This is a genomic window from Rhodococcus sp. P14 (genome assembly GCF_000256505.1).
Taxonomy (GTDB): Bacteria; Actinomycetota; Actinomycetes; order Mycobacteriales; family Mycobacteriaceae; genus Rhodococcus; species Rhodococcus ruber.
This window is the reverse complement of record NZ_AJFC01000225.1, coordinates 16,685-39,501: the sequence shown is the minus strand read 5'-3', so window position 1 is coordinate 39,501 and position 22,817 is coordinate 16,685. Positions and strand designations below refer to the sequence as shown.

Below are 22,817 nucleotides of genomic sequence, written 5' to 3'. Positions count from 1 at the left end.
CGGCGACACGGCCGGATCCTGGCCCGGCGGTGCGGCCGAGGCAGGATCCGACGGCATCAGCTCTGCCATCCGTGCCGTGTGCTCCGCCAGCGCCGAGGTGACCCGGGCCAGGACGTCGAGTCCCGCTGCGATGTGCTCGACGGCCGCCACCAGCAGCATCATCTGTGCCTGCGGGAGGGCGGCAAGGGGAGCGGAGCGCTCGGCCAGCGTCGTGAACGAGTCGATCAGCCGGGCGATCTCGGCGGCGCCGGTCACGACGGTCGTCGTCGCGTCCACCGCGACGTCGGCGATGGCCGTCCCGCGGTCGGCGGCGGCGACGAGGTCGGCCAGGGCCCGTTCGCCGCTGCGGACGGCGGTCTCGGCGGCAGCGCCCGCCCAGTCCCACGCGAGCTCGCCCAGCGCGGCCCGGCCCACCGTGTGTACGCCCTCGACCAGTTCCGTGCAGGAGCGCAGTGCCGCGGCCGGATCGGTGGCGACGGCGCCGGTGCCGAACGCCGACAGCAGCTCGGCCAGGGGAGCGGTGAGCAGATCCACCTCCGGCATGCCGGTCACCGCGGCGCTCCGGCGGCCTTCAGCAGTGCCGACTGGGCGGTGACGGCGTGCTCGTAGGCGGCCGCGGTGGCACCGGCGACCGCACCCATTGCCGCGAAGGTGCCGCCGAGCCGGGTCAGTTCCGTCTCGTGGGCGCGGTGGGTGGCCGCGAACGCGGCGAGGAACGCGGCGCCGACCGGACCGAATGCCGTCGTGAGTGGCGCCGGATCCACCGCGTGTGCCTCGCCGGCGGCTTCGTGGAGCCGCTCGGCCATGGCCGTAGCGGTGCGTCCGAACGCCGCGATCGTCTCGGGTCGGGCACGTACCACGTCGTGGTTGCCGGTGCCTGCGTCCATTCGGGCTGCTCCCCCTCGGTGAAACGGATCGTCCTTCGACCGGTTGGACGCAGCGGGTGGTGCCCCGGTTCCGCGTCGACGAGCCGGATTTGTTCCCCGCCACGGGTTGTGGGACCTTGGAAGCGAGCCCGGAACCCGGGTTCCCGGACGAGGGGCGCCGTACCCGGTGTGCGACAAGACGGCCCGAGGGAGCCTGTGATGTCGTGGTTGGTGCTGGTGGTGTCCGGGGTGCTGGAAGCGGTGTGGGCCACGGCATTGGACAGATCCCGAGGCTTCACCCGTCTGGTTCCGACGGTCGTGTTCGTCACGGCGCTGACCGCGAGCATGGCGGGACTGGCCTATGCGATGCGTCGATTGCCGGTGGGAACGTCCTACGCCGTGTGGGTGGGGATCGGCGGGGTGCTCACCGTGGTCTACGCGATGGCGACCGGGAACGAATCGGTCTCGGCATGGAAGATCCTGTTCCTGACCATGATCGTCGGCGGCGTGGTGGGACTGAAGTTCGTCCACTGACACGGTCGCGGGTGCCGCCGCTGTCCTACTCGACGAAGCCCTCCTGCACGAGCCAGTCGTAGGCGACCTCGGCCGGCTCCTGGCCGTCGACGTCGATCCGTCCGTTCAGTTCGATGAGAGTCTCGTCGGTCAGTTTCCGGGAGACGGGAGCGAACAGCTCCGCGATCTGCGGGTTCTCGGTGAGGGTCTCGTCGCGGACGACGACCGCCACGTTGTAGATGGGGAAGAACTTCCGGTCGTCCTCGAGCACGGTCAGATCGAGGGCCTCGATCCGGCCGTCCGTGGTGAACACCTCGCCGAAGTTGCAGTCGCCGCGCGCCGTCGCCTCGTAGATGGCGCCGGTGTCGAGCGTCCTGATGTTCTCGCGTGGGACACCGGATCCGAGCGGAATGCCGTAGGTGTCGAGCATCGGCTGCAGGCCGTCGTTGCGGTTGGCGAACTCGGATTCGACGCAGAAGGTGCGTTCGGCGACCGGGATGTTCGCGATGTCGGAGAGCGACGCCACGCCGAGTCGCTGGGCCTCGGCGCTGGTGGCCGCGAAACCGTAGGTGTTGTTCATGGGGGCGGGCGGCAGCCACACCAGGCCGTTCTCGCGCAGGTCCTCGTCGCGCACGGCCTCGTACTGCTCGCGCTCGTCGGGGATCGCTTCCTCGTGTCCGAGATAGGCGATCCAGGCCGTGCCGGTGTACTCCCACTGCAGATCGACCTGTCCCTCGAGCTGCGCCTGGCGGGAGCTGGCACTGCCGGGGATGTTGGTCAGATCCGTGACGTCCGCGCCCGCCGAACGCAGGAGGATCACTGCCATCTTCCCCAGGAGGATGCCCTCGGAGAAGTTCTTCGATCCCACCGAGATGCTCGCACCGTCGAGCGGCTCGACGGACTGCAGCGGGCCCGCGAGTTCGCCGGTGGGGACGAAACCGCCGGCGGTTCCCAATCCGCACGCGGCCAGCGTCGACGCCGCGAGGAGCGCTCCGGCGAGCCGGGACAGCAGGCGCGCGGTCACGGGCGGAGCCCCTTCGGCCGGACCGTGAACTCGAGCATGCGCCCCGCCCAGTCGACCAGAAGGGCGAGCAGCGCCACCAGCAGCGCGCCGCTGACGAGGACGGGATAGCGGAAGAGGGTGATGCCGGTGACGATGAGGGATCCGAGGCCGCCGGCGTTGATGAAGGTGGCGAGGGTGGCGGTGCCGACCAGCAGAACGAGCGCGGTGCGGACGCCGGTCATGATCACCGGCAGGGCGAGGGGCAGCTCGACCCGGAGCAACACGCCGAGCCCGGACATGCCGAGGCCGCGCCCGGCCTCGACGAGGGTCGGATCGACGCCTTCGATGCCGGTGATCGTGTTCCGCAGGACGGGCAGCACGGCATACAGGGTCAGGGCGACGACGGCGGTGCCGAATCCGAATCCCAGCCAGATGGCCAGCAGCACGAGCAGTCCGATGGCCGGCGCCGCCTGCCCGGCGTTGGCGACACCCACCGCGACGGGCGCGAGGGCGCGCGACGCGGGCCGGGTGAGGACGATCCCGAGCGGCACGGCGATCACCACGACGAGGATCGCCGAGACCACCGTGAGTTCGATGTGTTCGCGGAGGAGGGTCGAGATGGTGGCCCATTCGAGCTGGCGGGCCTCGATCGAGTCGAGGTCCGCGTTCGCGCGCCACAGCGCCCAGGCGGCGAACACCACGGCGACGACGAGTGGCAGGACGAACAGCATCGCGATACCGCCGCGCCGGCGCGGGGGAGGACCTGGACGGGTTCCGGCCCGGGAGGACGCCGGTTCGGTGTCGATGCTCATGTGTGCTGTCCCGTCTCACCGGGGCCTGCGGCCGCGGACTGCGACTCACCGCCGCGGATCCGTCCGGTCACCGATTCGAAGTTGATCAATCCCTGGAATTCGCCGTGCCGTCCCGTCACGATCGCGGCCCCGTGAGCGGAGGCGAGCATCGTGTCCAGTGCGTCGTTGAGGGTGGCGTGCCGGTCGAGGGTGACCAGGTCGTCGGGGTCGCCGTCCGGGACGGTGCCCGAACCCTGCAGTTCGCGCACCCACAGCCAGGCCACGGGACGACGGCGCCGGTCGAGGACGACGACGGTGTCGTCCCCGCGTGCCCTGGCGCGTGCGACGGCCTCCTCGGCGGAGCTGCCGACTTCCGCGGTGGTGGGTTCGGCCAGTTCGACCTCCGCGACGCGGCTGAGCGAGAGCTGTTTGAGTGTGGAACCGGCACCGACGAATTTCTCCACGAACGGGCTCGCGGGTGCCGACAGGATCGTCTCGGGGGTGTCGTACTGTGCGACGTGCCCGCCCTCCTGCATGATCAGGATCCGGCTGCCCAGTTTGACGGCCTCGTCGATGTCGTGGGTGACGCACACGATCGTCTTCCGCAGATCGTCGTGGATGCGCAGCAGCTCGTCCTGCAACCGGAGCCGGGTGATCGGGTCCACCGCGCCGAACGGCTCGTCCATCAGCACGACGGGCGGGTCGGCGGCGAGGCCCCGGGCGACGCCGACCCGCTGCTGCTGCCCGCCGGACAGTTCCCGCGGGTAGCGGTCCCGGTACCGGTCCGGGTCGAGGTTGACCAGTTCGAGCAGTTCGGTGACGCGGTCCGCGGTTCGCCGCCGGTCCCAGCCCAGCAACCGGGGCACGATCGAAATGTTCTGCGCGACCGTCATGTGCGGAAAGAGGCTGCCGCCCTGGATCACGTACCCGATCCGCCGCCGCAGGTCGTCGACGTCCGCGGACCGGATGTCGTCGCCGCCGATCCGGATGGTTCCGGACGTGGGTTCGACGAGACGGTTGATCATCTTCAGCGACGTGGTCTTGCCGCAGCCCGACGGGCCCACGAACATCACGATCTCGCCCGCGGGGATGTGCAGGCTCAGACCGTCGACTGCCGGGCGCGCCTGCCCGGGGAACGTCTTGACCACGTCGATCAGGTCGATGTCGGTGCCGCTGATCTGCGCTGCGGACGGCGGCGGCGTGTTCATGTCAGGCACGGATTCCCTTCGAGACGGTGACCTTGCCGAGCGCGAGGAGCAGCGCGTCGAGCGCCAGCGCGAGGACGACCACTCCGATCGTGCCGACCAGGGCCGAGTTCAGTGCGTTCGCGCCGCCGATCTGCGACAGGCCCGTGAAGATGAACGAGCCGAGACCGGGGCCGAGCACGTAGGCGGCGATCGCGGCGATGCCCATGGACATCTGCGTCGAGACCCGCACCCCGGCGAGGATGACGGGCCAGGCCAGCGGGAGCCGGACGCGGGTGAGCGTGCCGATCTCGCCCATGCCGATTCCGCGTGCGGATTCGACGAGGGTGCCGTCGACGCCACGCAACCCGACCACCGCGTTGCGCAGCACCGGCAGGGTCGCGTAGAAGGCGACCGCGAGGAATGCCGGTGCCACCCCGATCCCGACGAGCGGGACGAGGATGCCGAGCAGCGCGAAGGACGGGACGGTCAGGCCGACGGCACTGAGGGTGTTGGCCACCGGTTCGAGCCGGGGGATCCGGGTGACGACCACCGCGAGCACGACGGCGACGACGGTGGCGAGAAGCACGGCCTGCACGACGAGGCTCACATGCTGGTACGCGCTGAAGGCGATCTGCGCCTTGCGCTCGTCGATGTAGTCCCACATGCCCACCCGTCCCGTCCGTCCGCAGGCCCGACTGTCACGATGGCACACGTGCCCCGCGGTCGGGGCGAGTCCGGAAAACGGGACTGCGGCGGACCGTGCGGGCGGGCTGCGCCGGTGGGCTGTGCCGGGAAGCAGTCGGCGACGGCGGGCGAGCGACGGCGTTCTATCCTTCCGGCATGGATTCGCTCGTCGTCGACCACCCGCTCGCCGCTGCCCTCCTGACCACGCTGCGCGACGAGCGCAGCGACAACGCAGCCTTCCGCTACGCGCTGCGCCGGCTGACCCAGATGCTGGTGTACGAGGCGATCCGGGACGCCCCGGTCGAGCAGTTCGAGGTGCGCACGCCGGTGGCGACGACGGTCGGTGTGCGCCTTCGGCAGCCACCGCTGCTGGTGCCGGTGCTGCGTGCGGGCCTCGGGATGGTGGAGCAGGCCCATGCGCTCATCCCGCAGGCGCGGGTGGGCTTCGTCGGACTGGCCCGCGACGAGAAGACGTTCGAGCCCGTGCCGTACCTCGAGTCGCTTCCCGACGACCTGTCCGGGCTGCCGGTGTACGTGCTCGATCCGATGCTCGCCACGGGAGGTTCGATGGTGCACACGATCGACCTGCTCGTCGCGCGCGGCGCGACCGATGTCACGGCGGTGTGCGTGGTCGCGGCTCCGGAGGGGGTGGCAGCCCTGTCCGAGTCCGGTCACCCGGTCCGGCTCGTGACCGCGTCGATCGACGACGGTCTCAACGAGAACAAGTACATCGTTCCGGGTCTCGGGGATGCCGGCGATCGGCAGTTCGGCCCACGCTGACCCCCTACGCGGACCCGCTCGGGCGGTATCGGCGACCCCCGAACGCCCGTATCGCCAATTTTGTCCGAATAGTCTGTTTTGTTGCAGGATAACAATAGAGTTTCGGGTGAGGTTGGACGGCGGTGCCCGGCCGCGGGGGCGACGGGCGGTGCATGGACATCGAAATGCCAGCCCGGGAAGGGTTTTCGGTCCAGAGCGTGGGCCGCCGAGGATCTCGATCCGAGCGGCAGCGACCGGGCGGGCACCGTCTCGATTCGGGGAAGTTGATCAACTCTCCTTTTCTCCGGGCCCGCTCTGGTTACGCTCCCCGTGATCGGTTGGAACGTCCACTGTCCTCGACCGCCCACGAAAATGAGGTCCGCTCGATGATCAACACCTTCTCCGGCAGCAGATTTCGACAGTGCGCCCGGGCCACCGCACTCGGTGCGGCCGCCGTGCTGGGCATGGTGGTGGGGTCCGGTAGTGCCGGAGCCGCTGTCGACAACGCCCGGACGCTGCCCCTCGGCAACAACAACGCCATCGAAGTCCTTCAGGCCGACACGTCGATCCAGTCCTATCCGCCGCTCGACAGCTCGCCCGTCAGTTTCGAGTTCTTCCACGACGAGGTGGTGTCGGTCAACTTCACCGGGCCCGATGCCGACTCGTTCCAGGACACCAAGCTGACCATCGGATACCAGATCGGCTACCCGGTCGCGCTCAACGGGGCCGTCGTGCACATCAACACCCCCAGTCTCGACTGGGAGGTCGGCAACGAATTCGGTATCGGCGTCGAGCTCGCCCCCGAGTTCGGCCTCGGGCTCGACGCGAGCACCGGCGCGACGATCGGCGGGTCGATCATCCCGTCGCAGGAGATCGAGGTCGATCTCTCGCCGGGCGGCATCACCGACGTGGCGTTCGTCGAGGACATGGAGTTCGACGGCCGGTCGGCGACCGTCCGGCTGGCCGGAGTCCACGGCTCGGTCTCGGGGGCACTCGGCCCGGTCACGATCCGGCCGTACGCCCGGGCTGTCACCTCGAACAACGACACCGTCATCACCTACGGTGTGCCACACCGTCTCTGAGGGTGGCCGTTCCTCCGCCGGGCCGGTGGCGACCGCGAGAAGCGGCCGTCACCGGCCCGGTGTCGCGCGTCAGCGCTCACCGAGGCCGGTCGCCCACGCGCGCAACGCCTTCAGCCGCGCGGTCGCGCCGTCGCGGTCACCGTCCGCGGCGACGGACTCGAGGTAGCACTTGAGCTTCGGCTCGGTGCCCGACGGCCGGACCACGACCCGCACCGACGCGCCCTCGAGTACCACGGCGTCCGTGCGCAGCGGGCCGCTCGCCGCCGCGAGGTCGGTGGCCGTGACCGGCTCTCCGGCGAGTTCGGCCGGCAGCGCGGACCGCAACCGGCTCATGATCGCCCCGATCCGGGCGAGATCGGCCACCCGGATCGAGACCTGATCGCCGAGGTGCAGCCCGAACTCTCGGTGGAGGGCGTCGAGCGCGTCGACGAGAGTGCTTCGGCGAGCCTTCAATTCGGCGGCATAGTCCGCGACGACGACCGCCGTCGCGATGCCGTCCTTGTCGCGCACCGCATCCGGGTCGACGCAGTGACCGAGGGCCTCCTCGTACGCGTACACGAGTCCGTCGCCCGCGCGAGCGAGCCACTTGAAGCCCGTGAGGGTCTGCGCGTAGCGGGCGCCCCGTGCGGCGGCGAGTCTGCCGAGCAGGGCCGAGGAGACGATCGTCGTCGCCACCAGCGCGCCGCGCGGGGCACCCGCGAGAATCCGGTCCCCGAGCAGCGCCCCGGTCTCGTCGCCGCGCAGCATCCGCCAGCCCTCGGGCGTGGGGACGCCCACGGCGCATCGGTCCGCATCGGGATCGAGGGCGAGCGCGATGTCCGCGCCCACGTCGGCGGCGAGTGCGAGCACGGCATCGGCGGCCCCCGGTTCCTCCGGATTGGGGAACTCGACGGTGGGGAAGCGGGGATCGGGGGCGAACTGGGCGTCCACCACGTGCACGTCGCCGAAGCCCGCGGCGTGCAGCGCCGCGACGGCGGTCTCGCCGCCGACGCCGTGCAGCGGTGTGAGCGCGATGCGCAGGGTGCGCGCCGTGCCGCGCGGTAGGGAGGCGACGCGCGCCAGATAGCGCGCCACCAGGTCGTCCCCGGTGGGCGCGACGGCGGTGCGCGGCACGGACGACGCCGCGCCGACGGCGTCGATCGCCCTCTCGATCTCGCGGTCGTCCGGCTCGACCAGTTGTGCACCGCCCCGGGTGTAGACCTTGTAGCCGTTGTCCGGGGCCGGGTTGTGGGACGCGGTGATCTGCACGCCCGCGACCGCATCGAGGGCCCGCACGGCGTACGCCGTCACCGGGGTCGGCAGCGGGCGCGGCAGGGCCACGACGTCGAAACCGGCGGCCGCGAGGACCTCGGTGGCGGCGGCGAAGAACTCGGCGGATCCGGTGCGGGCGTCGCGGCCGACGACCACGGTGCCGCCGCCGCACCCGCGCGCGTCGAGCCATCGGGCCAGGCCCGCGGTGGTGCGGACGACCACGTCCTCGTTGATGCAGCCGGGTCCGTCGCCGACGGGACCGCGCAGCCCGGCGGTCCCGAAACGCAGGCTCACAGCCGGCCCGCCAGCTCGCGCAGCAGGTCGCCCATACGGGTCGCGGCGGCCCGTCCCGCCGCGAGGACCTCGTGGTGGTCCAGGTGCTCACCGGTGAGTCCCGCGGCGGCGTTGGTGACCAGGGAGATGCCGAGCACCCGCGCGCCCGCGGCACGCGCGGCGATGGTCTCGTGCACGGTGGACATGCCCACCAGGTCGGCGCCGAGCGTGCGCAGCATGCGGATCTCGGCGGGGGTTTCGTAGTGCGGGCCGGGCAGTCCTGCGTACACGCCCTCGTCGAGGGTGGGGTCGATCTCGCGGGCGAGGGCGCGCAGCTCCGGACAGTAGGCGTCGACGAGGTCGACGAACTGGGCGCCGCGCAGGGGCGAACGGCCGGTGAGGTTGAGGTGGTCCGAGATCAGCACCGGCTGACCGACCGTGTGGTCGGGCCGGATGCCGCCGGCGGCGTTGGTGAGCACGACGGTGTGCGCGCCGGCCGCGACGGCGGTGCGCACCGGGTGCACGACACGGCTCAGGTCGTGCCCCTCGTAGGCGTGGGTGCGGCCGGCGAGGAGCAGCACCGGGGTCTCGCCGACCCGCACCGAATGCACGGTGCCCGAATGCCCTTCGGCGGTGGGCGGGGCGAACCCGGGAAGTTCGCCCATCGGGACGTCGGCGACCGCCGGGCCGAAGCGCTCCACCGCGGCGCGCCAGCCCGAGCCGAGGACCACCGCGACGGGGTGTTCGGGCACGCCGGTGCGTTCGGCGAGTGCCGCGGCGGCGCGGGCGGCCTCGGCAGGGGGGTCGGCGATGGCGTCGGGTGTTCCCATGTCGGTCGACCCTAGCGCCAAGCCTGTTGTTACTCGTCGGTAGGTTGTGGCGCTATCCTCTCCGCATGCCATACCTCGACCGCGACGGCGACGTCTTCGTCCTCCATCTCGGCGACCGCTCCGGCGGCGACACCGAGAACCGCTTCCATCCCGGCTGGCTCTCCGCCGTCCACGAGCTGCTCGACGAGGTCGTCGCCCACGACGGCCCGGCCGCGCTCGTGACCGCGGCCACCGGGAAGTTCTGGAGCAACGGCCTCGACACCGACTGGATCTTCGGCAACCTCCCCGACCTTCCGGGCTACCTCGATTCCGTGCACGAGTTGTACGTGCGGATCCTGACCTTCCCCGCGGCGACCGTCGCGGCGGTGCAGGGCCACGCGTTCGGTGCCGGTGCGATGCTCGCGCTGACCCACGACTTCCGCGTGATGCGGTCCGATCGCGGCTTCTGGTGCCTGCCCGAGGTGTCCCTGAACATGCCGTTCACCGTGGGCATGTCCGCGCTCCTGCGCGAGCGGCTGCCGATCCAGGCCGCGGTCGAGGCGACCACGACCGGCCGCCGGTTCGGCGGCGCCGACGCCCTCGCGGCGGGCATCGTCGATCGCGCCGTCGACGGTGATGCCGTGCTGGCCGCCGCCGTCGAACGGGCCGCCGCGCTGACGGGCACCCGCGGCGCCAACCTGGCGGGCATCAAGCGTGGTCTGCATGCACCGCTGATCGCGGCACTCGAGACGAAGACGGACGAGTCGAACTTCCGCCTCGGGTGAGGTGCGCGCTTTCCGCCCGTGCCAGACTGAGCGGGTGACGAGCGATGCGGACAGGGCGATCGAGGCTGCGTCGGACGGCCTGATCGCCCTGTCGCATTCGATCCATGCCGAGCCGGAACTGGCCTTCGACGAACACCGCAGCGCCGCGAAGATCGTGGACCTGCTGCGCAGCGGCGGATTCGAGGTCCGCACCGGGATCGCCGATCTGCCCACCGCATTCGACGCCCGGTTCGGCAGCGGAGACCTCGTGGTCGGCCTCTGCGCCGAATACGACGCGCTGCCCGGCATCGGGCACGCGTGCGGGCACAACATCATTGCTGCTGCCGCCGCCGGCGCGGGCCTGGGACTGGCCGCCGTCGCCGACGCGCTCGGCGTCACCGTCCGCGTCATCGGCACACCCGCCGAGGAGACCGGCGGCGGCAAGGTGCTCATGCTCGAACGCGGGGTGTTCGACGACGTCGGCATGGCTCTGATGGTGCACCCGGGTCCGTTCGACATCACCGGGGCGACGTCGCTGGCCCTCGCGGACATCGCGGTCAGCTACACCGGCCGCGAGGCGCACGCCTCCGCGGCTCCCGAGTACGGCCGCAACGCCGCCGATGCGGCGACCGTCGCGCAGGTCGCCGTCGGCCTGCTGCGGCAGCACCTGCTGCCCGGTCAGCAGATCCACGGGATCGTCAGCGACGGCGGCACCGCCCCGAACATCGTGCCCGCGCACACGGAACTGCTGTACTACCTGCGGGCGGCGACCGCGGAGTCCCTCGCCGACCTGTCCGAGCGCGCCGGCAGCTGCTTCGCCGCCGGGGCCCTCGCCGCCGGCTGCACGCACGAGATCCGCACCGTGTCGCCGACCTATACGGAACTGACTCCCGACCCGTGGCTGGTCCGGGCTTATCGTGAGGAGATCATCGGTCTCGGGCGCACGCCGCTGCCCGTCGAGGAGGAAGGATCGCGCCCGCTGGGCAGCACGGACATGGGAAACGTGACGAACGTGGTGCCGGGTATCCACCCGGTGATCGGTCTCGACTCCGGTGGCGCGGTGACTCACCAGGCGGCGTTCGCCGACGCGTGCGTCACCGCCTCGGCGGACCTCGCCGTCCTCGACGGCGCCCGCGCGCTGGCCGCGACGGCGGCCCGGGCGGCGGCCGATCCCACGCAACGTGCGCGGCTGCTCGAGAACGTGGCACGCCGATGAACCCGTACATCGAGAAGTGGCTGGGCGAGCACACCGACGACCTGTCGGGGTGGCGCCGGCACATCCACGCCAATCCCGAACTGGCCCGCCAGGAGTACGCGACCACCGAGTTCGTCGGGAGCACGCTCGCGGCCGCCGGGCTCGAACCGAAGGTGCTGCCGCGCGGCACAGGCCTGATCTGCGATCTCGGTCCCGACGGGCCGCGGATAGCCCTGCGCGCCGACATGGACGCGCTGCCCATGCAGGAGATGACGGGCCTGCCGTTCGCCTCCACCGTGCCGGGTGTGGCGCACGCCTGCGGGCACGACGCCCACACGACCGTGCTCCTCGGCGCGGCGCTGGCGTTGAACTCGGTGCCCGAGCTGCCGGTGGGGGTGCGGCTGATCTTCCAGCCCGCCGAGGAGGTGATGCCCGGCGGCGCGCTCGACGTGGTGGCCGCCGGCGCGCTCGAAGGCGTGGCCCGGATCTTCGCGCTGCACTGCGATCCCAGGCTCGAGGCCGGCAAGGTGGGGGTGCGGGTCGGGGCGATCACCTCGGCCGCCGACACGGTCGAGCTGGTTCTCGACTCGCCGGGAGGGCACACCTCCCGCCCGCACCTGACCGGCGATCTGGTGTACGGACTCGGCACCGTGATCACCGGGCTGCCCGGCATGCTCAGCCGGCGCATCGACCCCCGTACGAGCACGGTGATGGTGTGGGGCGCGGTCGCGGCGGGCAAGGCCGCGAATGCGATTCCCCGCACCGGCATGCTGACCGGCACCGTCCGCACCGGCGACCACGAGACGTGGGAACTGCTCGAACCGATGGTGCGGGAGATCGTGCACGGCCTGCTCGCGCCCACGGGACTGAGCTACGAGCTGGACTACCGGCGCGGGGTGCCGCCCGTCGTCAACGACGAGGTGTCGGCCCGGATGGTCGAGGACGCGGTGCGGGCGATCGACCCGGACGCGCTGGCGGACACCCCGCAGTCCGGCGGCGGGGAGGACTTCTCCTGGTACCTCGAGCAGGTTCCGGGTGCGATGGCCCGGCTGGGTGTGTGGCGGGGGAGCGGGCCGAAGCTCGACATCCACCAGCCCGATTTCGACCTCGACGAGCGCGCCCTGGCGGTCGGCGTACGGGTGATGACGAACCTGGTCCTGGGATCAGGTTAGGCTTGCACAACCTGTACATCGCCTGTGAGCCGTCGCTCACGCCAGGAGGTCCGGAATGCAGTTTCGACGCAGAGCCGTCGCAGTAGTGTCGGCCGGGGTACTCGCCGCCGCGTTGGCCGCGTGCGGCAGCGACTCGGGTGGGTCCGAGGGCGACTCCACCGGCGCGCTCACCCTGTACTCCGGGCGCAGCGAGAACCTGGTCGCCCCGCTGATCGACCAGCTCGAGGGCACGCTCGGCTTCGAGGTCGACGTCGTCTACGGCAGCACCCCGGAGATCACCGGGAAGCTGGTGGAGGAGGGTGACTCCTCGCCCGCCGACGTGGTGTTCACCCAGGACGCGGGTGCCCTCGGCCTGCTCGACCAGGCGGGGCTGCTCGAGACGCTGCCGGCCTCGGTGACCGACCTGGTTCCCGCCGACTACCGCGCTGCCGACGGCACCTGGGTGGCGACCTCCGCACGTGCCCGCGTACTCGTCTACAACGACGAGAAGGTGCAGCCGCAGGACCTGCCCACCGGCATCGACGGCCTGCTGGACCCGAAGTGGAAGGGCCAGATCGGCTTCGCCCCGACCAACGCGTCGTTCCAGGCGTTCGTCACCGGGCTGCGCGTCGCCCGCGGCGAGGACGGCGCCCGCGCCTGGCTCGAGGCCTTCAAGGCCAACGAGCCGGTGGCGTTCGAGGGCAACGGCCCGCTGATGGAGGGGGTCGACGCCGGCCAGGTCACCCTCGGTCTGACCAACCACTACTACTGGTACGGACTCGCGGACGAGCGCGGTGCCGAGAACCTGAACGTGCAGGTGTACTACTTCCAGGCCGGTGATCCGGGCGCACTGGTGAACATCGCCGGGGCGGGCGTCGTGCGGACCACCGACCAGAAGGAACAGGCGGAGCAGTTCGTTGCCGCGCTGCTCTCGCCCGAGGCACAGACCTACTTCGCCGACGAGACGTCCGAGTATCCGGTCGTCGAGGGTGTCGAGACGAAGGATCAGCTGCGTCCGCTGTCCGAGATCGGCAATGCCGACATCGAACTCGCCGAACTCGCCTCGCTCGAGCAGACCCAGGCGTTGCTGCAGGAGCTGGGATTCATCTGATCCAGCTCGCCTCGCTCCGTCCCACCCGGCGCAGCCGGCCCGTTCTCACGCTGGCCGCGCTGGGTGTCTCGGTCTTCGCACTCGCCCCCGTGGCGCACCTGGTCATGCGCGCGTTCGCCGACGGCCCCGACCGGGTGTGGTCGCTGGTGTTCCGGCAGCGCACCCTCGATCTGGTGTGGCGCAGCGGCATTCTCGCGCTCACCGTCACCGTGGCCTGCCTCGTCGTCGGCGTCACCGCCGCATGGCTCACGGCACGCACCGACCTGCCCGGCCGGCGGTGGTTCGCCCTCGCGCTGAGCGTTCCCCTCGCCATCCCGTCGTACGTGTCCGGGTTCGTGTACATCGCCCAGTTCCCCGGACTCGCGGGCTTCGCGGGTGCTGCGCTGGTCCTGACCGCGGCGAGCTTCCCGTACGTGTATCTGCCGGTGTCCGCCGCGCTGGCCTCGGTCGACCCGGGGCTCGAGGAGGTGGCGCGCACCCTCGGCCGGTCCCGGCTGCGCACCACGCTCACCGTCACCCTGCGACAGGTGTGGCCCACCGCGGCGGCCGGCGGCCTGCTGGTGGCGCTGTACACCCTCAGCGACTTCGGTGCCGTCGCGCTGATGCGGTACGAAGCGTTCACCCTCGCCATCTACGGCAGCTACCGGGGGTTGCTCGACCGCACCCCGGCGGCGGTGTTCGGCCTGGTGCTCGTCGTGCTCGCCGTCGCGCTGACCGTCTCCGAACGCCGGGTGCGCCGGGGGGCGACCGCGCGCATCGGCTCCGGGGCCCCACGGCCCGCCGCGCCCGTGCCGCTGGGCCGGCAGCGGTGGACGGCCCTGGCGTTCCTCGCCGTCGTGCTGACGGTCGGCGTCGGCGTGCCGCTCGCCGGACTCGCGCGCTGGCTGTGGTTCTCGCAGCAGGCCGCGATCGACTGGGCGGGGATCTGGACGGCGACGACGTACACCCTGTGGGTGGCGGCCCTCGGTGCGCTGCTGACCACGGCGCTGGCCCTGCCGGTCGGCATCCTGGCGGCGCGTTCGACCTCGCCGGTCTCGCGGTTCACCGAGAGCGCCGCCTACATCGGATTCGCGCTGCCCGGCATCACCGTGGGCCTGGCCCTGGTCTTCTTCGGGATCCGACTGCTGCCGCAGTGGTACCAGCACACCCCGATGCTCGTGATGGGCTACGCGGTGTTGTTCCTGCCGCTCGCCGTCGGCTCGATCCGCGCGGCGGTCGCCTCGATTCCGCTCGGCCTCGAGGACGCGTCCGCGACCCTCGGCAGCGGACGGATGCGGACCGGCATCCGGGTGATGATCCCGCTGGCCGCGCCCGGAGTCGTCGCGGGGGCGGCACTGGCGTTCCTCACCATCGCGAAGGAACTGCCGGCGACGTTGTTGCTCGTGCCGATCGGGGAGGACACCCTGGCGTCACGGATGTGGAAGTACACCGAGACCCTCGAGTACGGGTCGGCGGCCCCGTACGCGGCGATCCTGGTGCTCGTCGCCGCGCTGCCGTCCCTGGTGCTGGGCCGGTTGCTGCGCGGCCGGGTCGATGCGGAAAGTGGCGGTGAGGAATGAGCGGGCTCTGTCTCGAGGGCGTCTGCGCCCGGTACGGGCGGACGGAGGTCGTCAGCGACGTCTCGCTGACGGTGGAACGAGGCGCGCTGCTGGCCGTGCTCGGGCCCTCGGGCGGGGGCAAGACCACCCTGCTGCGGGTGGTCGCGGGTCTGCACCCGGCGAGCGCGGGACGCGTCGTCGCGGACGGGCGCGACCTCACGGCGCTGCCGCCGGAACGCCGGGGGGTGGGACTGGTCCCGCAGGAGGGCGCTCTCTTCCCGCACCTGAGCGTCGCACGCAACGTCGGCTACGGGCTCGTGCAGCCGACGTGGCGGTCGATGGTGCGGCAGCAGGCCGTGCGGCAGCGCCGCGTGGAGGAACTGCTGGAACTGGTCGGCCTGGCCGGCACCGGTCAGCGCAAGCCTTCCCAGCTGTCCGGCGGTCAGCAGCAGCGGATCGCGCTGGCCCGGGCGCTCGCGCCCAATCCGGCCGTCGTCCTGCTCGACGAGCCGTTCAGCGCTCTCGACGCCGGGCTGCGGTCCAGCCTGCGCACCGAGGTCCGCACCCTGCTGCGGGACCAGGAGGTCGCCTCCGTGCTCGTCACCCACGACCAGGCCGAGGCCCTGGCCATCGCGGACACGGTCGCGGTGATGCTCGGCGGGCGTGTCGCCCAGGTGGGCACGCCGGAGGAGGTCTACCGGTGGCCCGCGACGCTCGAGGTGGGCGCCTTCGTCGGGGATTCGGTCGTGCTCGACGCCGATGCGGCCGGCGACCGCGCGCACACGGTGATCGGTGCGGTTCCCCTCGCGACCCCGGCCCACGGCAAGGGCCACGTGCTCGTACGCCCGGAACAGGTGCAGGTCGCCGCGGCCGACGAACCGTCGAAGTTCACCGTGCTCGACGTCGCCTTCGGGGGCGCACTGACGGAGGTGCGGGTGACCGGGGCCGGGCAGACGATCCGGGCGCAGCGGGCCGCGTCGCACGACGTGCAGGCCGGGGATCCGGTGACGCTGCGGGTCGGCGTCCCGGTGCCGTTCTACCCGGCTCGGCCGGCCGAGGCCGAGAAGACGGCCTAGAAGCTGTCGGGCCGGCCGGGCCCGACGTTGCGGCTGTTGCGGGTGCGCAGATCCCGCACATAGTCGGCGGGGGCTCCGGCGATCTCGGCGGCGTCGGCCATCACGCCCAGGTAGCGCGCCGACGGCAGGCCGCCCTCGTACGCGTCGAGGACGTACAGCCAGGCGAGCACGGGCCCGTCGTCGGTGTCCACCCGCAACCGGATCTTGCGGTGGATGCCGAGTTCGGAGCCCTCCCAGCGGTCGAGGCTGCGTTCGTCCTCGTCGGGCACGTCGTAGAGCACGACGAACACCTTCGAGTCGGGATCCTCGACGACGGTGGCGAGCGCGCCCTCCCAGCCGATGTCGCCGCCGCTGAAGGTCAGCCGCCAGCCGTGGAGCCAGCCGGTTCCGGCCATCGGCGAATGCGGGCAGCGCTGCAGCATCTGCTCGGGATGCATGTTGGAGCCGTAGGCGGCGTAGATCGGCACGGGGTACAGGCTAATGGCTGACCGTCCGGCGCAGGACACGGGGCGCCGGCCGCTTCGTGGCGGCGTCCGCGTGCGCGGGACGGTGCCCGTGACATAGCGTGTCTGCGGACGTTCGGCAACCCCGGCGCCCGCACACACCGGACCGAGGACCATCTCGGAATCGATACAGAGGAGAACAATGACCCGGATCGTGATCATCGGCGGCGGCCCCGCGGGCTACGAAGCGGCGCTGGTGGCGGCCCAGTACGGCGCGGCCGTGTCACTGATCGATTCGGACGGGATCGGCGGCGCCTGCGTCCTCTTCGACTGCGTACCGTCCAAGACGTTCATCGCGTCCACGGGCATCCGCACCGACATGCGCCGGGCTGCCGACCTCGGCGTGCGGCTCGAGAGCGCCGGGGTGGCGCTGCCCGAGGTCAACACCCGTGTCAAGAGCCTCGCCCGGGCGCAGTCCGCGGACATCCGCACCAAGCTCGAGGCGGCCGGCGTGCAGCTGCTCAGCGGCCGCGGCGAGCTCATCGACACCCAGGTCGGAATGGCGGCGCACCAGGTGCGCGCCGACCTCTTCACGGGCGAGGAGCGGATCCTCGATGCCGACGTCGTGCTCATCGCGACCGGCGCGAGCCCGCGGGTGCTGCCCGGCGCGGAGCCGGACGGTGACCGCATCCTCAACTGGCGTCAGCTCTACGACCTCGACGCGCTGCCCGAACACCTCGTGGTCGTCGGCTCCGGTGTCACCGGCGCCGAGTTCGTCTCCGCCTATACGGAGGTCGGCGTCCAGGTGACGCTCGTCTCGAGCCGCGACCGGGTGCTGCCGCACGAGGACGAGGACGCCGCCCTCGTGCTCGAGGACGCCTTCGCCGAGCGGGGCGTGAACCTGGTCAAGCACGCCCGTGCCGACGCCGTCGAGCGCACCGGGGACGGGATCCGGGTCAAGCTGGCCGACGGCCGCATCGTCGAGGGCAGCCATGCGCTGATGACGGTGGGCTCGGTGCCGAACACCGCCGGCCTCGGCCTGGAGAAGGTCGGCCTGCAACTCGACCGGGGCGGCTACATCCAGGTCGACCGGGTCTCGCGCACGTCCGTCTCGGGGATCTACGCCGCCGGCGACTGCACCGGGCTGCTGCCGCTGGCATCGGTGGCCGCGATGCAGGGCCGCATCGCGATGTACCACGCCCTCGGCGAGGGGGTCAGCCCGATCCGGCTCAAGACCGTCGCCTCCGCGGTGTTCACCCGGCCCGAGATCGCCACGGTCGGCGTGAGCCAGGCCGCGATCGACAAGGGTGAGGTCCCGGCCCGCACCGTGATGTTGCCGCTGCACACCAATCCCCGCGCGAAGATGGCGGGGCTGCGCCGTGGTTTCGTGAAGATCTTCTGCCGTCCCGCCACCGGCGTCGTGATCGGTGGCGTGGTGGTCGCCCCCACCGCCTCGGAGCTGATCCTGCCCATCGCGATCGCGGTGCAGAACAATCTCAGCGTCGACGACCTCGCCCACACCTTCTCGGTCTATCCGTCGCTGACCGGGTCGATCACCGAGGCGGCGCGTCAGCTGATGCGGCACGACGATCATCTGGACTGAGCGGGATGGTCGGCGTCGACGTTCTTGACTCTCTCGCTGGGGGAGGGTCGACGGTGGAGGCATGCGAACGAACAGCATCTTCCCCGTGGTCCCCGCTCACGACGTCGCCCGCAGCCGCGACTTCTATGCCGGGCTGCTCGGTCTGCGTGTGGTTTTCGACAGCGGCTGGTATGTCCAGTTGCAGGCGGCGACCGACGAGACCGTGCAGCTCGGTCTCGTGGCACGCGGCCACGAGACGATTCCCCGAGCCCATCTCTCCGCTCCCGCCGGCGTGCTGATCTCGGTGGAGGTCGACGACGTGGACGCCGTGTATGCGCGCGCCGGCGACCTCGCACTCCCGGTCGCGTCGGACCTGCGCGACGAGGACTTCGGGCAGCGGCACTTCATGACCGTCGATCCCGACGGCCTGCTCGTCGACGTGATCACGGTGATCCCGTACGCGCCGGAGGTTGCCGGAAGCGGGGCGGTGGTGACCGGGTGAGCCCGGCCGACGGCTGGCTGAGCATCGGCGAGTTCGCGCGGATGTCGCGGCTGAGCGTCAGGACGCTGCGCCACTACGACCGCGAACGGCTGCTCGCTCCAGGCCGGGTCGATCCGCGTACCGGATACCGGTACTACTCGCGGGAGCAACTCGCCTCGGCTCTGCGCATCGCGGTGTTGCGCCGAGCCGAGGTGTCCGTCCCCGCGATCCGTCTCCTCCTGCAGGACCCCGGACACACCGAGGCCGTCCTCGCCGCGGAGCGGGAACGGATCGAGCGCGAGGCCGACCGTAAGCGCCGCGCGCTCGCCCTCGTCGCGTCGCTCGCCGAGGCCGAAGCCGGCGGACTCTCCGTGCGCCGGCACCGGGTCGAGGATCGAACGGTCTTGTGGCGCAGTGGGGAATCGACCGCCGAATCTCTCGATTCGGATGTGACGAATCTCGTGACGGCGCTGCTGACCGAGGCGTCGAGCGCCGGGCTGCCCACCGACGCGCCGGTGGTGGGGCAGTACCCGGCCACCCTCGACGGCGTGGTGCAGTTCGGCGTCGGTCTCGAGTTGCGGTCCCCGCCCGGACGTGCGGAAACTGCCACGACGACGCTGCCGGGCGGGGCGTTCGCGGGCGTGGACTTCGTCGGTCCGGTCGCGCTGCTCCCGGTCGCCTACCACGCACTGTTCGGGTGGCTCGACGAGCGCGGTCTCGCGGCCGAGGGGCCGTTCCGGGAGTACTACCTCGCCGACCCGCGCGACGTCGCTCCCGATGCGATGCGTACGCGGGTGCTGCACCCCGTCCCCGGTGACCACGTTCCGGGATGAGGGGTCCCCGAGGCCGGCGCGCCGAGGCTCCCGCGCCGGCCTCGCCCCACCGGATCGACCGACTCAGGCCCAGCCGTAGGTCCGTTCGACCGCCCGGTTCCACTCGGCGTAGAGCCGTTCCCGCTCGGCGGCGTCCATCTTCGGTTCCCAGGTGCGGCCGGCCGCCCAGTTGTGGCGGATGTCGTCCTCACCCTCCCAGAAGCCGACCGCCAGGCCCGCCGCGTACGCCGCGCCGAGCGCGGTGGTCTCGGAGACCACGGGGCGGACCACGGGGGCGCCGAGGATGTCCGACTGGAACTGCATCAGGGTCTCGTTGACGACCATCCCGCCGTCCACCTTCAGCGTGTGCAGTTCGACACCGGAGTCGGCGTGCATCGCCTCGATGACCTCACGGGTCTGGTAGGCGGTCGCCTCGAGTGCGGCCCGCGCCAGGTGCCCCCGGTTGACGAAGCGGGTGAGACCGGCGATCACCCCGCGCGCATCGGGTCGCCATCGCGGTGCGAACAGTCCCGAGAACGCCGGTACGAAGTAGGCACCGCCGTTGTCGGGGACGGTCGCGGCGAGGTCCTCGATCTCCGCGGCCGTGCGGACGAGCCCCAGATTGTCGCGCATCCACTGCACGAGCGAGCCCGTGACGGCGATCGAACCCTCGAGGGCGTACACCGCCGGGGCGTCGCCGACGCGGTAGCAGACGGTGGTCAGCAGCCCGTGCTCGCTGCGCACCGGCGTCGTCCCGGTGTTGAGAAGCAGGAAGTTGCCGGTCCCGTAGGTGTTCTTGGCCTCACCCGGCGACAGGCATGCCTGGCCGAACGTCGCGGCCTGCTGGTCTCCGAGGATGCCGGCCACCGGGACGCCGGCCAGCGGTCCGCGGTCGCGGGCGTATCCGTAGATCTCGGACGAACTCCGGATCTCCGGCAGCATCGACATCGGAATGCCGAAATCCGCACAGATGTCCGGATCCCATTGCAGCGTCTCGAGATTCATGAGCATCGTGCGCGAGGCGTTGGTGACGTCGGTGAGGTGCACCCCCGGCTGCCGGTTGCCCGCGCCGGTGCCGCCGGTGAGATTCCACAGGATCCAGCTGTCCACCGTCCCGAACGCGAGTTCGCCGGCCTCCGCCTGCTCCCGGGCGCCCTCGACGTTGTCGAGGATCCACCGCACCTTCGGGCCCGCGAAGTACGTCGACAGCGGCAGGCCCGTGGCGTCGCGATACCGGTCCACGCCCGCGTCCCCGGCGAGCTGCTCGACGAGGCGATCGGTGCGGGTGTCCTGCCACACGATCGCGTTGTGGACGGGCCGGCCCGTGGAGCGTTCCCACACCACCGTGGTCTCACGCTGGTTGGTGATCCCGATCGCGGCGATGTCGGCGCGCGTGAGATCCGCCTTCGCCAGGGCCAGGGCGGCGACCTCGCGAGTGTTGATCCACAGTGTTTCCGGATCGTGTTCCACCCAGCCGGCGCGGGGAAGGATCTGTTCGTGCTCGGTCTGGGCCCAGGCCACGATGCGACCGTCGTGGTCGAAGATGATGCAGCGACTCGACGTGGTCCCCTGATCGATCGCGGCGATGTATCGGGTCACGGCAACCTCTCCGGGCGTGTGGTTCGGGACGGCAGTCTGCGGACGAACCTACTACCCTGAGTGCGGAAACGTCGGCGACTCACGGGAGCAATGCGGTGACCAACCAACCAGGCGTCCAGGTCCTCGGGCCGCAACAGCGCCGTGACGCATGGCGACGACTCGGCTCGGAGCACTTCGACGTGGTGGTCGTCGGCGGCGGTGTCGTCGGCGCCGGCGCCGCCCTGGACGCCGCCACCCGCGGGCTGCGGGTCGCACTGGTGGAGGCGCGGGACTTCGCCTCGGGCACGTCGAGCCGCTCGTCGAAGATGTTCCACGGCGGGCTGCGCTATCTCGAGCAGCTCGAGTTCGGCCTCGTCCGTGAGGCGCTGCGCGAGCGCGAACTGTCGCTGTCGACGCTGGCCCCGCATCTGGTCAAGCCGCTGAAGTTCCTCTTCCCCCTCACCCACCGCGGGTGGGAGCGCCCGTACGTCGCTGCGGGCATCTTCCTCTACGACCGGATGGGCGGCGCCAAATCCGTGCCCGCGCAGAAGCATCTGACCCGGTCCGGCGCGCTGCGCATGGCACCCGGGCTCAAACGCAACTCGCTCGTGGGCGGGATCCGGTACTACGACACCGTCGTCGACGACGCCCGCCACACCATGACGGTGGCTCGCACCGCCGCCCACTACGGCGCCGTCGTACGCACGTCGACCCAGGTGGTCGGGTTCCTGCGCGAGGCCGACCGGGTCTCCGGTGTACGGGTGCGCGACTCGGAGGACGGCTCGGTCACCGAGGTGAGGGCGCACGTGGTGATCAACGCCACGGGGGTGTGGACCGACGAGATCCAGGCCCTGTCCCGGCAGCGCGGCCGGTTCCGGGTGCGCGCCTCGAAAGGCGTGCACATCGTGGTGCCGCGCGACCGGATCGTCAGCGACTCGGCGATCATCCTGCGCACCGAGAAGTCCGTGCTGTTCGTGATCCCGTGGGGCAGCCACTGGATCATCGGCACCACCGACACCGACTGGAATCTCGACCTCGCCCACCCCGCCGCGACGAAGGCCGACATCGACTACATCCTCGACCACGTGAACCGGGTCCTGGTCGTCCCGCTCACCCACGGCGACATCGACGGCGTGTACGCGGGACTGCGGCCGTTGCTGGCGGGGGAGAGCGACGAGACGTCGAAGCTCTCGCGCGAGCACGCCGTCGCCCGGGTCGCGCCCGGTCTCGTCGCGATCGCCGGCGGCAAGTACACCACCTACCGGGTGATGGCCGAGGATGCCGTCGACCTGGCGGCCGAGGACATCCCCGCCCGCATCGCCCCGTCCATCACCGAACGGGTGCCGCTGGCGGGGGCCGACGGCTACTTCGCGCTCGTGAACCAGACGATGCAGCTCGCCGAGCGGTACGGCCTGCATCCGTACCGGATCAAGCATCTGCTCGACCGGTACGGGTCGCTGATCGACGAGGTGCTCGAGGCGGCGGCCGACCGTCCCGAGTTGCTCGAACCGCTCACCGACGCCCCCCAGTACCTGCAGGTGGAGGTCGTGTACGCGGCGGCCGCGGAGGGCGCGCTGCACCTCGAGGACATCCTCGCGCGCCGCACCCGCATCTCCATCGAGTACCCGCACCGCGGCGTGCACTGCGCCGAGCAGACCGCCCGCCTGGTGGCACCCGTCCTGGGCTGGGACGCCGCGACGGTGGAGCAGGAGATCGCGACCTACCGGGCGAGGGTCGACGCCGAGATCGAATCGCAGAGCCGGCCCGACGACGAGTCCGCCGACGCGCTGCGGGCGGCTGCCCCGGAGGCGCGCGCGGAGATCCTCGAACCGGTGCCCACCGGCGCCTGAGACGCCCTCGGCGCGACG

The 22,817-nt window shown here is 71.4% G+C and carries 22 protein-coding genes, 1 pseudogene and 1 riboswitch; of the genes and pseudogenes, 13 read left to right on the top strand and 10 right to left on the bottom strand.

Annotated features, from left to right (window positions below):
- A pseudogene (locus tag OEY_RS0115815) lies at positions 1-543 on the bottom strand (C40 family peptidase); the annotation flags it as partial.
- Positions 544-548: 5 nt separating this feature from the next.
- Entirely contained in the window at positions 549-887 is a 339-nt protein-coding gene (locus OEY_RS28550) for a hypothetical protein (RefSeq protein WP_010594825.1), read from the bottom strand.
- Between the two features lie 121 nt (positions 888-1,008).
- Positions 1,009-1,075, top strand: a riboswitch (guanidine-III (ykkC-III) riboswitch).
- 10 nt (positions 1,076-1,085) lie between these two features.
- Here OEY_RS28550 and OEY_RS0115800 point away from each other — a divergent pair.
- Positions 1,086-1,400 carry a DMT family transporter gene (locus tag OEY_RS0115800; protein ID WP_010594824.1) on the top strand — a complete coding sequence of 105 codons (315 nt, stop codon included), beginning with the start codon at positions 1,086-1,088 and terminating at the stop codon, positions 1,398-1,400.
- Between the two features lie 25 nt (positions 1,401-1,425).
- Here the strand turns inward: OEY_RS0115800 and OEY_RS0115795 are convergent, their stop codons facing one another.
- From OEY_RS0115795 to OEY_RS0115780, 4 genes are read right to left on the bottom strand one after another with little or no spacing between them, the layout of a single operon-like run.
- Positions 1,426-2,403: a glycine betaine ABC transporter substrate-binding protein gene (locus tag OEY_RS0115795; RefSeq protein ID WP_010594823.1), complete on the bottom strand. Its 978-nt coding sequence runs from the start codon at positions 2,401-2,403 to the stop codon at positions 1,426-1,428.
- Positions 2,400-3,194: an ABC transporter permease gene (locus tag OEY_RS0115790; RefSeq protein WP_010594822.1), complete on the bottom strand. Its 795-nt coding sequence runs from the start codon at positions 3,192-3,194 to the stop codon at positions 2,400-2,402. Before OEY_RS0115790 ends, OEY_RS0115795 begins: the two co-directional genes overlap by 4 nt.
- Positions 3,191-4,381 carry an ABC transporter ATP-binding protein gene (locus tag OEY_RS0115785; RefSeq protein ID WP_010594821.1) on the bottom strand — a complete coding sequence of 397 codons (1,191 nt, stop codon included), beginning with the start codon at positions 4,379-4,381 and terminating at the stop codon, positions 3,191-3,193. Before OEY_RS0115785 ends, OEY_RS0115790 begins: the two co-directional genes overlap by 4 nt.
- A 1-nt stretch (position 4,382) precedes the next feature.
- Positions 4,383-5,024: an ABC transporter permease gene (locus OEY_RS0115780; RefSeq protein ID WP_010594820.1), complete on the bottom strand. Its 642-nt coding sequence runs from the start codon at positions 5,022-5,024 to the stop codon at positions 4,383-4,385.
- 176 nt (positions 5,025-5,200) lie between these two features.
- Here OEY_RS0115780 and upp point away from each other — a divergent pair, with 176 nt between their 5' ends.
- Together upp and OEY_RS0115770 are read left to right on the top strand one after the other, a co-directional pair.
- Complete coding sequence (upp, locus tag OEY_RS0115775) at positions 5,201-5,824, top strand: uracil phosphoribosyltransferase (protein ID WP_010594819.1); 624 nt, start codon at positions 5,201-5,203, stop codon at positions 5,822-5,824.
- A gap of 365 nt (positions 5,825-6,189) precedes the next feature.
- On the top strand, positions 6,190-6,885 hold the full coding sequence (locus tag OEY_RS0115770; RefSeq protein WP_010594818.1) for an MspA family porin: 696 nt from the start codon (positions 6,190-6,192) through the stop codon (positions 6,883-6,885).
- A 69-nt stretch (positions 6,886-6,954) separates the two neighbouring features.
- Here the strand turns inward: OEY_RS0115770 and OEY_RS28545 are convergent, their stop codons facing one another.
- Complete coding sequence (locus OEY_RS28545) at positions 6,955-8,430, bottom strand: phospho-sugar mutase (RefSeq protein WP_010594817.1); 1,476 nt, start codon at positions 8,428-8,430, stop codon at positions 6,955-6,957.
- Positions 8,427-9,239, bottom strand: coding sequence for a purine-nucleoside phosphorylase (locus tag OEY_RS0115760; RefSeq protein ID WP_010594816.1), 813 nt, complete (start codon positions 9,237-9,239; stop codon positions 8,427-8,429). The genes OEY_RS28545 and OEY_RS0115760 overlap by 4 nt, the downstream gene beginning before the upstream one ends.
- Before the next feature lie 65 nt (positions 9,240-9,304).
- Between OEY_RS0115760 and OEY_RS0115755 the strand changes: the two genes are divergently transcribed.
- From OEY_RS0115755 to OEY_RS0115730, 6 genes are all read left to right on the top strand, one after another.
- The gene (locus OEY_RS0115755) at positions 9,305-10,003 is read left to right on the top strand and encodes an enoyl-CoA hydratase/isomerase family protein (protein ID WP_010594815.1); all 699 of its coding nucleotides are present in this window, start codon (positions 9,305-9,307) and stop codon (positions 10,001-10,003) included.
- 34 nt (positions 10,004-10,037) lie between these two features.
- Positions 10,038-11,198, top strand: a complete 1,161-nt coding sequence (locus OEY_RS0115750) for a M20 family metallopeptidase (protein ID WP_010594814.1) — start codon at positions 10,038-10,040, stop codon at positions 11,196-11,198.
- Positions 11,195-12,349, top strand: coding sequence for a M20 family metallopeptidase (locus OEY_RS0115745; protein WP_010594813.1), 1,155 nt, complete (start codon positions 11,195-11,197; stop codon positions 12,347-12,349). The genes OEY_RS0115750 and OEY_RS0115745 overlap by 4 nt, the downstream gene beginning before the upstream one ends.
- Before the next feature lie 55 nt (positions 12,350-12,404).
- Positions 12,405-13,439, top strand: coding sequence for an iron ABC transporter substrate-binding protein (locus OEY_RS0115740; protein WP_026137503.1), 1,035 nt, complete (start codon positions 12,405-12,407; stop codon positions 13,437-13,439).
- A 104-nt stretch (positions 13,440-13,543) separates the two neighbouring features.
- The gene (locus OEY_RS0115735; RefSeq protein WP_048771095.1) at positions 13,544-14,998 is read left to right on the top strand and encodes an ABC transporter permease; all 1,455 of its coding nucleotides are present in this window, start codon (positions 13,544-13,546) and stop codon (positions 14,996-14,998) included.
- The gene (locus OEY_RS0115730) at positions 14,995-16,053 is read left to right on the top strand and encodes an ABC transporter ATP-binding protein (protein ID WP_010594810.1); all 1,059 of its coding nucleotides are present in this window, start codon (positions 14,995-14,997) and stop codon (positions 16,051-16,053) included. The genes OEY_RS0115735 and OEY_RS0115730 overlap by 4 nt, the downstream gene beginning before the upstream one ends.
- On the opposite strand, the gene OEY_RS0115725 is transcribed toward OEY_RS0115730, so the two are convergent.
- Complete coding sequence (locus OEY_RS0115725; RefSeq protein ID WP_006939627.1) at positions 16,050-16,520, bottom strand: gamma-glutamylcyclotransferase; 471 nt, start codon at positions 16,518-16,520, stop codon at positions 16,050-16,052. The two genes, OEY_RS0115730 and OEY_RS0115725, sit on opposite strands and share 4 nt — an antisense overlap.
- 178 nt (positions 16,521-16,698) lie before the next feature.
- On the opposite strand from OEY_RS0115725, the gene OEY_RS0115720 reads away from it, so the two are divergent.
- From OEY_RS0115720 to OEY_RS0115710, 3 genes are all read left to right on the top strand, one after another.
- Positions 16,699-18,099: an NAD(P)H-quinone dehydrogenase gene (locus OEY_RS0115720; protein WP_010594809.1), complete on the top strand. Its 1,401-nt coding sequence runs from the start codon at positions 16,699-16,701 to the stop codon at positions 18,097-18,099.
- A 61-nt stretch (positions 18,100-18,160) separates the two neighbouring features.
- Positions 18,161-18,580 carry a VOC family protein gene (locus tag OEY_RS0115715; RefSeq protein ID WP_010594808.1) on the top strand — a complete coding sequence of 140 codons (420 nt, stop codon included), beginning with the start codon at positions 18,161-18,163 and terminating at the stop codon, positions 18,578-18,580.
- Complete coding sequence (locus OEY_RS0115710; protein ID WP_010594807.1) at positions 18,577-19,392, top strand: MerR family transcriptional regulator; 816 nt, start codon at positions 18,577-18,579, stop codon at positions 19,390-19,392. The genes OEY_RS0115715 and OEY_RS0115710 overlap by 4 nt, the downstream gene beginning before the upstream one ends.
- Before the next feature lie 63 nt (positions 19,393-19,455).
- Here OEY_RS0115710 and glpK read toward each other — a convergent pair whose 3' ends face one another.
- Positions 19,456-20,970 carry a glycerol kinase GlpK gene (glpK, locus tag OEY_RS0115705; protein WP_010594806.1) on the bottom strand — a complete coding sequence of 505 codons (1,515 nt, stop codon included), beginning with the start codon at positions 20,968-20,970 and terminating at the stop codon, positions 19,456-19,458.
- A 95-nt stretch (positions 20,971-21,065) separates the two neighbouring features.
- On the opposite strand from glpK, the gene glpD reads away from it, so the two are divergent.
- Positions 21,066-22,799 (top strand): glycerol-3-phosphate dehydrogenase, encoded by a 1,734-nt coding sequence (glpD, locus tag OEY_RS0115700; protein ID WP_010594805.1) that lies wholly within the window; start codon positions 21,066-21,068, stop codon positions 22,797-22,799.
- Positions 22,800-22,817: the final 18 nt, after the last annotated feature.